The 12,206-nt window shown below is 56.5% G+C and carries 8 protein-coding genes and 1 pseudogene; 4 read left to right on the top strand and 5 right to left on the bottom strand.

All coding sequences use genetic code 11. From position 1 onward, the window contains the following. The first annotated feature begins 129 nt into the window (after positions 1–129). The 3 genes from IVB13_RS17035 to IVB13_RS17045 all read left to right on the top strand — a co-directional run bounded on the left by IVB13_RS17035 (position 130) and on the right by IVB13_RS17045 (position 3,639). Positions 130–1,533 (top strand): O-antigen ligase family protein, encoded by a 1,404-nt coding sequence (locus IVB13_RS17035; RefSeq protein ID WP_247489790.1) that lies wholly within the window; start codon positions 130–132, stop codon positions 1,531–1,533. Between the two features lie 196 nt (positions 1,534–1,729). Beyond that, positions 1,730–2,869, top strand: coding sequence for an acyltransferase (locus IVB13_RS17040; protein WP_247489792.1), 1,140 nt, complete (start codon positions 1,730–1,732; stop codon positions 2,867–2,869). A gap of 8 nt (positions 2,870–2,877) precedes the next feature. Continuing rightward, complete coding sequence (locus IVB13_RS17045) at positions 2,878–3,639, top strand: FkbM family methyltransferase (RefSeq protein WP_247489794.1); 762 nt, start codon at positions 2,878–2,880, stop codon at positions 3,637–3,639. Between the two features lie 3 nt (positions 3,640–3,642). On the opposite strand, the gene IVB13_RS17050 is transcribed toward IVB13_RS17045, so the two are convergent. From IVB13_RS17050 to IVB13_RS17070, 5 genes are all read right to left on the bottom strand, one after another. Further along, the gene (locus IVB13_RS17050; protein WP_247489796.1) at positions 3,643–4,677 is read right to left on the bottom strand and encodes a peptidoglycan bridge formation glycyltransferase FemA/FemB family protein; all 1,035 of its coding nucleotides are present in this window, start codon (positions 4,675–4,677) and stop codon (positions 3,643–3,645) included. Between the two features lie 660 nt (positions 4,678–5,337). After that, positions 5,338–6,624, bottom strand: a complete 1,287-nt coding sequence (locus tag IVB13_RS17055) for a hypothetical protein (protein ID WP_247489798.1) — start codon at positions 6,622–6,624, stop codon at positions 5,338–5,340. An 18-nt stretch (positions 6,625–6,642) separates the two neighbouring features. Beyond that, entirely contained in the window at positions 6,643–8,061 is a 1,419-nt protein-coding gene (locus IVB13_RS17060; RefSeq protein WP_247489800.1) for an oligosaccharide flippase family protein, read from the bottom strand. A gap of 12 nt (positions 8,062–8,073) precedes the next feature. Beyond that, positions 8,074–9,411 carry a hypothetical protein gene (locus tag IVB13_RS17065; RefSeq protein ID WP_247489802.1) on the bottom strand — a complete coding sequence of 446 codons (1,338 nt, stop codon included), beginning with the start codon at positions 9,409–9,411 and terminating at the stop codon, positions 8,074–8,076. 210 nt (positions 9,412–9,621) lie between these two features. Next, complete coding sequence (locus IVB13_RS17070; protein ID WP_247489804.1) at positions 9,622–10,527, bottom strand: YdcF family protein; 906 nt, start codon at positions 10,525–10,527, stop codon at positions 9,622–9,624. Positions 10,528–11,332: 805 nt separating this feature from the next. On the opposite strand from IVB13_RS17070, the pseudogene IVB13_RS17075 reads away from it, so the two are divergent. Beyond that, positions 11,333–12,093: pseudogene (locus IVB13_RS17075) on the top strand (IS5 family transposase). Positions 12,094–12,206: the final 113 nt, after the last annotated feature.

A 12,206-nucleotide genomic window follows, 5' to 3' on the forward strand; every position in this document is an offset into this window, starting at 1 on the left:
CCAAGTGGCAACCGTTCCTGGCGGCTCGTAGCGGCCATTTTGGTCCGGCGCCGAAAATGCGATTTCCTGCCGTCTTCAGAATGGATAACCCAAGTCAAGCGCATGATACCAAGGAATCACCGAGGTCAGATGTTCAGCGCAGCGACAAACATGCATTTCGCCCGCGAACAACGCGTCGCGCAGCCGCCGTTACACACATCCCTGAAGTCACAAAGCGAAGGCCGTGCTGCGGCTTGGCGCCTCAGATTGATCATTGCTGCACTTTTCCTCCCGGAGGGACTTTCGTTCTTCGTCGGGGACTTCCGTCTTACGGTCGCACGCGCCCTGCTCATCATCTTCACCGCAACGACCCTGTTGAACCGTCAGAAGTCAGCGCGAGCGTTTGGGATGTCGGACTTCTTCGCTCTGGCTGCAGCTGTCTGGATGCTCATAGCGGGGACAGCCAACGAAGGTTTTGCCGGACTCAAGGGAGCTGGAATTGCCGCGATCGAATTTGCCGGCTGCTACTATGTATTTCGGTGCTCTCTCGATTCGGTCGACTCGTCCGTCCGCATGGTGCGCTACGCGTGCAAAGTATTGGTGGTCGTCGTCGCTGTTGCGCTGCTGGACCCACTGACGGGCAAGCTGTTCACTTACGAGTTCGCCAAAGGACTCACTGGCTACACTAAACCAATTGTCGAAGAAGCATTGGCACAGCATGCGGAGGCAATGTTCAGAAACGGACTTCTTCGAGCTATGGGCCCGTTGGAGCATTCGATTTTGTTCGGCTGCGTCTGCGCGTGGTTCGGTACCCTGGCCTTCTTTACGTTCCCACATCGCTTATTTGGTCAGAGCATAGCAGCCTTCGCCCTTGTTGGGCTCTGGTTTTCACAGGCACGAGGCGCGTGGGTCGCGTATGTGATCTCATTTGCCCTCTCAGGTTATTTTGCGGCCACCAAGCAAATTCCCATGCGTTGGAAATTGATCGGTTCGATCACGGCCTTTGCACTGGTTCTGATATTCTCTTTCTCTGGGGCCCCTTTTGCCACCCTGATGCGGCTAGCGGGATTAAGTCCCGAAGCGGCGTACTATCGACAAGGGATCTGGGCCGCGGCCGCGCCAATGGTGGCGCACTCGCCGCTGTTCGGGATCGGCTCTTCGTGGGACTGGCAATCCAGTATGGACCTGTATGGACCAAGCGTAGACGCATTCTGGCTCCAGAATTCGATGACCTATGGGATTCCCAGCACTCTTTTTGTATTCTTGACGATGACAAGCCCCTTCTGGCGCGGTCCCATTCATGATTCAGCCTATCTGACAGCGGAGGAGAGCCGACTGTCGGTGGCGCTTGGGATCGTAACCGTCGCCGCGGTCTTTTTAGGCTTCATTGTGCATTTTTGGGGAGTGTGTTGGATACTTCTTGGAGCGTTTGCGGCGACCCGCGCAAGTTTGGCCGATAGCGCAACATTGCGGCATCGAACTGAGCAAGTGCTCGATGCCTACCAACACGCTGGACGGATCGCAGCCCCCGTAGGAGCACGGTTGCGACTCTGATTGCCCCTACACCGTTGGATACGCTCCCGGTTGGGTAAGCGCACCAGGCGGCGCCCCGTACAGTACCTGCGTTTATCGGCAATTGCGGCGTCGCTTCCTAAGCGGAGGTCAATTTCCCATGTGCGAGGTCAATTCCGCGGCTTGCTATTTATTTCCGGACCGAATATCGTTTAATATCTAATATCATTTTGACATCATGACTGATTTTGTTAACAAGGTTGGCGGGCGAGACAACAACTTCAACCTGCTGCGTGTGATCGCCGCCGCTGCGGTTTTGGTCTCGCATGCCTACCCGATCTCGCTGGGCCCTGGAGCTGTGGAGCCTCTTTCCGCCTGTCTCTCGATGACGTTGGGAGGGCTGGGAGTCATCAGTTTCTTCGTTATTTCTGGCTTCTTCATCTCACAAAGCTTCGAAAACAACAGCGTACTGCGGTTCTGCATGGCGCGCCTGCTGCGCATCTATCCCGGGTTGCTGGTGGTCCTTCTGTTTACCGTCCTTGTCATCGGGCCCCTTTTTACCCGGTTGAGCATTCGAGACTACCTGACTGACGCCAACACCATCTCATACGTGCCACACAATCTGAGTCTGAAGTGGCTGCAGTACGACCTGCCCGGAGTTTTCGCAACGAACCCCTATCCCGCGGCGATCAACGGATCCTTGTGGTCACTATTCTACGAGGTCGCTTGTTATGGGATCGTCGTTGCCGTCGGAGCGCTCGGCATTTCCCGCCGGCGCTGGTGGTTCTGCGCATTCCTGAGCATCTATGCGTCGGCCTATTTCGGATCCAAGCTATTCTCTCCCGTGCACAACTACCTGCTCGAGCACACCGCCTTTATGGCTCTGCACGGGTTGACTTGGCCATTTGTGCTCGGCATGGCCGCCTACCACTTTCGCCAATTCTTGGTGACCCCCCTACATCTATTCATGTGCGCCGGCGCGGGGTGCGTCGCACTGTTATCGTATCGAAGCCCTTTTTTTCATGATGCTTTCGTTCTCTTCTGGAGCCTCCTGATATTCTATGTGGGGTATCTGTCCTTCAAGCCGCTCAAAATGTATAACCGTTGCGGCGACTACTCGTACGGGGTGTACATCTATGCGTTCCCATGCGAGCAAATTGGCGCCGCTTTGTGGCCTGGAATTTCGCCCGTCGTCTTGATGGCGGTATCGCTGCCGGCAACGCTGGCGTTTGCAGTGTTGTCCTGGCATTTCATTGAGCGACGCGCACTTGCGTTTCGTGCCAACGCCGCTGCTTGGCTCGAATACAGCTTGTCCTTTACGACTAGAGCGGGTCTCAACGTAAGCGACACGCGCGTCGACTCAACCAAGTTGGGATAGCAGGGAAAATGCCGTCGCTTTACGAGAGGTTTCGCGAGTTTGTCGCTTCCGCTCCCAACGAAGCCCGGATGATCGGTTGGCGCTGGGTGATAGCCGACCGCCTCCTTCGGCGATTACGAGTCAAGGAAATCAGGCTGAAACCGCAGGGCCTGGATCGCCGAGTCTCCTGCCGCGTGGCAACCTCTGACATCTTCGAATATCAGCATTTGCTCGGGCCTATGCGCGATGCCCTTGATCTTCCTGCTCGCGCGAAGGTGATCGTCGATGCCGGCGCCAACGTCGGGTACTCGGTCTTGCGTTTTCGCCTGGAATTTCCCGATGCCGTGATCATAGCGCTCGAACCGGAGCGGGCCAATATTGCGCAATTCAAGAAGAACTGCAGCTACGACAAGAGGATCATCCTGGAAGAAATGGCCTTGTGGAGCACCACCGCACGACTGAGCATTCGCTCGCTCGATGCCGCTTCGAACGGATTTCAGGTTGAAGAGGACCCACGCGGTGGCATTGCCGCCATGTCTGTCAGTGATCTTCTAGCCAAACACAATTTGCCACGCATCGATCTGCTCAAGATAGACGTCGAGGGAAGCGAGAAAGCCATTTTTCAAAGCCCTGAGACGGCCCTCTGGCTGGAGCGCGTGCAGATGATACTAATAGAGACCCATGATCGGCTTGAGGCAGGCTGCTCGCAGGCCGTCGCGCGCGCAGTCGCCGGCCTGTTCGATTGTCACGGTAATCGCGGCGAGTATTCGCTCTACGTTCGCCGTGTGTAGCTGTCACTTGCCTCTGACAGCCGTTCGCGCCCTTTCGGCGAGGTGGATAATTCGCCTGCTTACTCGATCCGGGGCGAGTTCATATGGACCAATTTCCGTTACAGAACGACCGTTGAGACGCCGCTTGAAGCGATAGACGCCGGGGTTCTGCCGCTCGTCCATTCCTCCGAGATCGTAGTAGGAATTGCCCATCGTCCGGGCGTAACTGATCGCACTCCATTGCAATAGGAATGATGCGCACAAGTCGCGTCCCGCCAAACTAGCGGCGCCGAGAAGGTAGACAGCGGTGTCGCCGACGTAACTGCCCAAATGACCTGCTACCAGTTCGTCGCCATGCCACGCGAGATGCAACACGAGTTTTTGATCGGCCGGACTGCACAATTGCACGTACTTGAAAAAGCGCGCATCCTGGCTAGGCATAAAACCTTTTCTTTGCGTGCAATCGAGAAAAATCGCATTGAAGAGATCGAAGTCATTCAGTTCGACGGAGCGGCTTATTTTGAGCCCCGATTTCTCAGATTTGGTCAAACTGTAGCGCCATTTCGGATCGAGGTTACCGCGCAGCTCGTCGAGAGAACCCGCAAGATCGAGGACGAACGTTTTCCGCGGCGGCTGTAAGCAGGGACAAAACCCGCGCGCCTCGAGATAAGAAACCTGAGTCTGCTGGAATATTCCGCCGCTCGGCGACGGGACCACGCGAAGCACTAACTGGCGCCGCTCGACATATTCTTCGCAAAGCGCGTCCAGGCAGCGGCCGAACTCTCGCTCGGAGTAGCGGTCTTGCTGCATGACGATAGGGGCGTAGCTTGCATAAGCGATGCCCCAGCGCGTCATCGGGATAACTTTGATGCGGACATTCGCGAGGCCGATAAGATTCTGGCTCGCCATGATACGGTTGAATTCGGATGTCGCTCCGACATGTCGTGCCGCTTCCTCGGCGTAGCTGCTGCACTGGCGATACGATAGATCACGGAACCGCGGCGCCAATTCGTCCCACTCGGCGTTCGAAATGTGCTCAACAGTAGGAGCGTCGTCCATCGATTTACTATACTTTCCTCATTGGACCGACGAAATTTACCTTCCCACGCTGGATGAGACACCTATGCGCGATGTCGCACCCTCCATGTGAAGTTGCTTCGTTGGTCGCAATCGCAGGTGTGTGTCTCCCGATCACCACCCGTCCGTTCACTGAAGAGCGCATTCAACGGGACTGATCTGCGTGGCGCTTGACTCCCCCATAGCACTTCTGCGCGCGGTCTTACGTCCGCTAGGCGCCGTCGCTCCCTGAGAGGCTCGGACGCCAGCGCAATGTACGCTGCACCAACTTCATGGCGCCGGCATCCGAAACCCTTCACACGAGCTGACATATCTCTAGAGCAAGCCGCTTTGATCGAGCGCTTGCTCGCCGCAAAATCGACCCATACCCACAGATCTTCACGAGGGGTACTCCGATGATGCGGCGGCGCAGACGATCGATGCCTCCGGCGTGTGTGTCCACCCGCACGGAGCATGTATCTCGGACAACAATCGCCTGCTAGTGGGCGCTCCCGAGGAGTCCTCGTGACCGGGATTCACGCGGTATGTGTCACCATATGGCCTGCCTGTCCATCTCGCGCTCACGCCCGTGAGACGTATAATTGGCTTTGTTCGGTTTTTCTCCTCAGCGCCTGCGGCAGGATCAGTTCGAACGGCTCAATCTCATCTTTTCCACGGACCGTTAAAGAGCGCCTGTCCCAATTCCTCGGTGCAATCGAAGGGGCCCGGAAACAGAAACGATTTCAGGTGCGTTCTTCCAAGCGCACCCGCATCTGGCGCTGTGTCGAATTTCTTGCAGGCCGCGGCAATTGCGTCCGCAATCGCCTCGGGTCTGATATCGCCCAAGGACGTGATATTATCGTGGGCTGCACTCAAATCCTTATTTGCGTACCGATTCGTTATCGTCAGAACCCCGAAGTGCGCCATCTCCAATGGAGGATAGCTCGGGTGAGGAGACGACATCAGGGACAATCCGACCGCGGTTTCCCGCAACAATCCTGCATACGCCTCCAGGGGCAGCTTTCCAGCAGATATCATCTCCCGACCATCCCCCAGCGGGAACGGCCGATGAGGTAGGCCGACTGACAGAACTTCCCAATCGCGATGTTCAGTATAGCGTTTGGCCCAAAGTGTTAGCCCTTTCTGGATGGCGGAGAAACAGTTGCGGGGGATACCCGGACGACCATAGACAAGAATGCGCTTCGCCCGCGGCGTTTCCGGACCGCTCAAAAACGGACGGAGAGCGTTTGACAGCTTTGGCTCGAACACAAAACTCCGGTCGAGCTGATGACCCTGAGACGTAAAATAGTCATGGAGCTCGGTACTATTGAAAATCCCCCAGCACGGCCACGATGGCTCGAACGCGAGTCTCGCAAGCATATGGGTTGCTGAAAAGGGATAGAACAAAGGCTCATATTCCTGAATCAAATACAGAAATGGAACTGGTGGTTGCTGAAAGTTCTCCCGCTGCGACTCAAGCACCGGCAGCAAATTCAACGTTATCCACCAGTTGAAGGTCAAAAAAACATCGCTTGAACGCACCCCTATGACCGGAGTCTGCGCCGTACGCTGGAGAATCTCGATATCTTTCGGCCTGAGACCCAGAGCGAGCGCTCGTTTCTCCACGAGGCTCATATCCTTGGATGGCTCCGGGTTATCGAGGATGATGCGAAGATCTGCTCCCGTCCACTTGCCGATTTCAAGAAAGAAATCGACCGCGGTCATCACTCCCCCGAATGCCCTTCCTGCGGCGATGGTTGGGATGACTAACGTCAATCGGCTCTCTTTGCCGGGTTCGAACACAACTTCGTACCCGTGAAGGACAACATCCTCCTCCGGCGGAGGAAATAGCTGCTGCCGTAATATGTCTTTGACTGATGCGGGCAGCCACCGCTTCGCCATTTCACGAACTGACGACATCTTCTTCAGCCTTTCGCCGGGATCAAGCAATACCCTCTCAGTCTCGCACTAGGATGGATGGCTGTACGCCTGAAGCATCATCGGGCGCAGGTTGACCGTGAGGCCTCCTACAGTCAGCATCGCGAGACATGCAAGCGCACCGAGGTGCATGGAGGAGAACTCCGGCAATGGGTGAAGAGCCTCGAGAATTATTGCAGCGCTAATCCAACTTCCAGCCCACAAACTGGCCAGGAAGGGACCCCTTCCGAGCTTCCAGATGTACCTGCGCAGGATCATCATCGTTATGGCAAATCCGATTATTTCGCCAATTAACCTCCCTAATATAATCATATAAAGATTGCGATACCACAGCGCAAGAACCGTTGCAGCGAGCAGGCCAGTCACAGAGGACCAGCTGAGCAACGCCAGGGTGCGCGTCCTGTGACTAACCAGAAGCACCGACGTTGTTGGTTCAGAGCGCGCAATGTTTAAGAAACTCACCGCAGCCAAGAGAGCAACGATACCGTTCGCGACCTCGAACCGCGGGCCGAAGACAAAGGGAACGACGACGTTCATGAGAGCGAGAAGGCCAAACGCGAAGCAACTACCCAGTATGAGCATGCTGCGCATATACACCAGGAGTCTGTACTGAAAACGCTCCTGATCTGCTGCAGCGTTGTGTAGCCCGGCGAGAGCAAGGGAGCTGCAGATCTGCCCAATGGCCCCTATCGGGACAGTCACCGTGAGCATGATCACGGAGTACACGCCAAGGGTCGGCACATCGAGAACCGAACCGACCAATAGCCGGTCGCCTTGACTAACGACGGCAAGTCCGACGCCGCTGGCAACCAGTGGATATGCAAAATGCGCGGCTTTGCGGAAATGCGGTGACCGGAAATCAAAACGATAGTCGCTTTTGGCGAACCAATGGCTCGCCAACACATACGAGATATTTTGCGCGAAAAGCATTCCTATGTACACCAAGTGATTCTGAACATAAAACCAGGTCGCGATCATTACCGCCAACGCAACTCCACTTGAGACCAAGTTGGCCAGCAGCTGTGCACTATATTGGTAGTCCCGTTCCGCGGCCCTTATTTCGAAATGTTCAAATGATCGGATGAAGATCGCCAATCCAAGCCAGGCAAAACTCGTCCAGTCGGCCGACAAAGACATTAGATGGGCAAGCACCGGAGCTACGGCGGAGGCCATCATACCGGCAACTGCGCCTCGCAAAATGGATAGTCCGTGTGCGCCCGCCAGCGCGGCCTGGTACTCGCTGCGCGGGGTGGCCAGAACGAACCGGTGGATTGCGATATCGGTAACAAGCTCGAAAGTCGCATAGGACGCGGCCAGGGCGGACGCAAAACCAAACTCGAAGCTACTGAGAATCCGAGCCAGGATGAGTGTTCGAACCAGCGGATAGAACAATTGCGCAGCCGTGAACGATAGCAGCGATAGACCTCGGGCAACATAGGGGACCGGCATCGCAGATTTCCGTCAATGACCTTGGCTTCGCCTCGACGTCCGTACGTCGAGGCCGTGAAACGTGGCAACCGCACCCAGCATATTTGCGCTGTTACCAACCGCGTCTTTGATGGTGCCGCCGTCGAGATCGACGGCTGTGATCGCAAGATCGGTCGCGCGCTGCCCAGCTTTCACACGATATGTGAAGGTGAGTTTAGTGCTGCCGGACCCTCCAGAGTATTCGGCCGCTCCACCGGAGTTCAGCGAAAGCTTGGGTTTCCCTCTCACCTCCCAAGGTTCGTCCATATCGAGCACGAAGGTGATTGTCTGCCCAGCCGGCACGACTCCCGATGCTGGAGATATCGAAATGGAATAGAGATCGCTGAGCCCGGGCGTATAGCCCGCCGCATCCGGGTAGACATAGTAGTAAGGTGAGATTGACGCCGGCTTCGATTTGGTAGGCACAGGAACTGGGGATCCGCTTCTCATGTCGATCAGCGAATGAAGCGCGGACGGACGTGGCAACGTCGCGCCGTAGAAGCCGGTTGGGAACCAAGGCGATGCCGTGAAACTCATGATTCCCGTGGGATCGACGTAGTTGTCAAAGACCGCGACGTGGTCGGCAGCGGCCGGTCCGGCATCCTGCATCACGTCCGTTCCCAATGCAAAATTATCCCTTGTCTTCGAGATGAGCGTGTTGTTGTGCACGAGGAGATTGCTCATCCTTGCGCCCGGGCATTCCGAATTCGGAACCACGAGTCCCATACCAGACAATCCAGAAACGGTTTGAACCACCGCGTTGAAGCTGATATCGGAATCGTGGACCACTGAGCCGCACCACTGCAAAGTGTCCGAATGTGCGGTATTCAAGCCGATGTCCTTAAACAGGTTGTATTGGACAACGTTGACTTGCGGACCACCTCCAAAATCGATCATGTCTCCACCGGAGTTGTGGAAGTAGTTGTACTTGAAGATGATTTCCCCCGCATTGGTGGCGTTGATCGTTTGACCGCGCTGGGGGGTGACGGGAATGTTTGCGCCATCGAACTCGTTGTGCAGAAATCTGACGCTCGTCTCACCGCTCACGTCGACGATCCTTCCCGATGCTCCCTGGTTGGGGCCCACAACGAACAAACAGTCTCGAACCATCACGTTGCCGCTTGAGATCGACAGAGTCGTGCCCCCGTGAAGGGAGAAGTCGTAGCCCTCAAGGGTGACGGGTCCAGAACACGTAACGGCGGTGCCGGTGAGCGAGCATCCCATAGGAAGGTCTGCCGCGGTCGGATCTTTCAGCACGATATTGCGACGTATCCCGAGCGGATAGTGAACGCCGGCGACATTCCAGGGCGGCGCCGCAGGATAGCCATCCAAGAGGTTTGCGAAGCCGGCAGATCCGGAGCCGGCTTCGAAGCATCCGTCTCTATAGTCCGAACCCCTCGGACACGAGCCAACGACGGGCAAACTCCGGCCATTCGTTCCTGACGACGCTGGTAAGGGGACGGAGCCTGCTACTTCACACAGTAGCATGCAACAGAAAGACCAGATCTTCGCGGGCAAGCCCATTTGCGGCCTTTTTCGTTGTCAGAAGGCGGAGTGCCGATCTGTGCGGCAGTGGCCCAGCGGGTAACTTGCGGCGGGTCGCTCTGCCGATTCACAACTGCTCGCGCCCCTCCCGCCCAAGGATTCAGCGGCTACAGCCTCAGGTCCCGCGAACCATTCATGAGAATAACCTCGGAGCCAATACAGTGACAGACCTATCCATTCGTGGACGGCCACATCGAGGCGTCGTAGATTCTCCGTTGCGGGGACGGCAGGCCACCACATCTCTCGCCATTCGTGCGTGCGCCAGCCAACGGGAAAGGGGAGTACGTCGAAACCCGCCTTTCGAAAGACGCCCATTGCGCGCGGCATGTGAAACGCGTTCGTGACCAGCAGCCACCGTGACTCCGGCGAGGGCCGCAGCAATTGTGCGGTAAAGCGCGCGTTTTCTTCGGTTGTCAACGAGCGTTCCTCGATCACAATGCGGTCGGCGGCAATGCCGAACGAGACGAAGTACCGCTTGGCGATGGCGGCCTCGCTCAATCCAGGGACCGACGGATCGGTGCCACCGGTGAATACGATTTTGGCTTTGGGGTACCGATGGGCAAGACCGGGTAGGACGGCCATAGGGTCACTATCCTCTTGAAGGAGGATCGTGTTCATATACCCATGTATTCGCGTGTCGTATGACCCGCCGAGAACGATGATCCCGTCGATCTTTTGGTCCGGAAATCCGCTATCCGCAAATCGTTGTTCGAGGGGCGTTAGAAGCAGGTTCCCCAGCGGGGACAGCGCAGCAACCACCAGCGCCGTCAACGCAACCACTACGACGACAATGCCCAAGCGGGCCCGAAAGCGCATCAGGCCAAGCCCAAGCGCCGCCAGGACGGTTATGGCATTCGAAGGCACTGCCAGAAAGCCAGCGGCCTGCAGCATGAAAAAATGCATAATGCCCCTTGAAAACCGCCCCAGCCATACGCCGGCTAAAACAAACCAGTTGACGCGATATTTCTGTATTAAACAATCTTTTTAAATTTTAACGCTTAAAATTCAGTCGAGCGCGACGCATCGCCAGCCTCAGCACCGAAATATTTTCAACTTATCTGCAATTTAAACTCAATAAAGTAAAAGCTCAGACTTGCATTTAATTTGCACTTTGTACAAATATATAGTTTAATAATAATTCGCAAGCTGAATTTTCAGAGAGGTCAATAAGGCCATGTCCCTGGTACTCAAAATTATCCTCGCCGTGTTGGCGGCAACAGGCGTCGCAACGAGTGGGTATGTATTCTACGCCGCCGGGTTGTCACCTTTCGATTGGGTCTATCAAGGTGGCTCGCCGACCAATTGGACCCATGGCAGCGTCCATGGCGCTCCCGGTCCCATCGTCGGCGCCGGGCTCCCCCTCCTCGTTGTCGCATATGGTGCGTATCGCTTGTTAAGACGACATCGCCGGGGAGAATGAGCATCCGAGCACCTTGTCGAAAGCCTCACTGCCAGAGCATGGTGATTGGGAAGTGAGCGATAGATATGCCGTTCGCCAAGGCGGCGGCAGCATCAGTGCAGTGCTCAGCAGAAGTGCTGAGAGCCCCAGCTGCGCGCGATGTCACTGCGCGCCCGGCGTGCGAAGCAGCGGGCCCGGATGGAGCCGAGTCTGCAACTGCACCAGAGCGCCTAGCTAGGGTCCGTACTCAATAAGGATTCACGGGCGGGCTAAATCATGATTCAAGGTCTCCAACTCGAGGAGGCCTTGATGCGCAGGCAACTTTACTGGTTGAGCGACGCGGATTGGAAGCGTCTTGAGCCGCTGCTGCCCCGTGGACGGCGTGGTGCGCATCGGGTGGACGACCGACGGGTGATCAGCGGGATCGTGCATATGCTGCGGTCAGGAGCGCGCTGGCGGGATTGTCCTCCGGAATACGGTCCCTACACGACGATTTACAATCGCTTTAACCGTTGGAGCCGGCAGGGTCTCTGGTTCGAGATATTCGAGGCTTTAACCGGCAAGACCGGCATCGTCGGATCGGTTGCTATCGACAGCTCCCACATCAAAGCGCACCGCTCGGCCGCCGGCGGAAAAGGGGGGACTTCGGGCAAGCCATCGGCCGCTCGCGCGGCGGCCGGACGACGAAGATCCACGCCGTGACCGATGACCAAGGACGTCCCCGCGTCCTGCTACTCTCACCAGGCAACATCAACGATATCGCGCTGGCACCAGCTCTTCTTGCGGCGGTCGGACCTATCCAGCGGCTGATTGCCGACAAAGCCTACGATGCCAACAGTTTGCGAAAGCTTCTCGCCGAGCAGGGTGCCACGGCGGTCATTCCGTCCACGACCAGCCGCAGCCAGCCGATCCCCTACAGCAAAAAGCTCTATCGCCAGCGCAACTTGATCGAGCGCATGTTCGCCCGACTCAAGGACTTTCGTCGCATCGCGACCCGCTACGACAAGCTCGCAAGAAACTTCGTCGCTGGCGCCTTCATCGCCGCAGCCGTAATCTGGTGGCTCAATTGAGTCCGGACCCTAGCACTACTTTGGCAGATTGTTGATTTTGCCGCGTTTTATAGGATTCCCGAATCAATTTTTCAATGATTCATGGGTGGTCGGCTCTTGGAGGGGCTGACCAT

Source organism: Bradyrhizobium sp. 17, from assembly GCF_023073515.1.
In the GTDB taxonomy this organism is placed as follows: Bacteria; Pseudomonadota; Alphaproteobacteria; order Rhizobiales; family Xanthobacteraceae; genus Bradyrhizobium; species Bradyrhizobium canariense_D.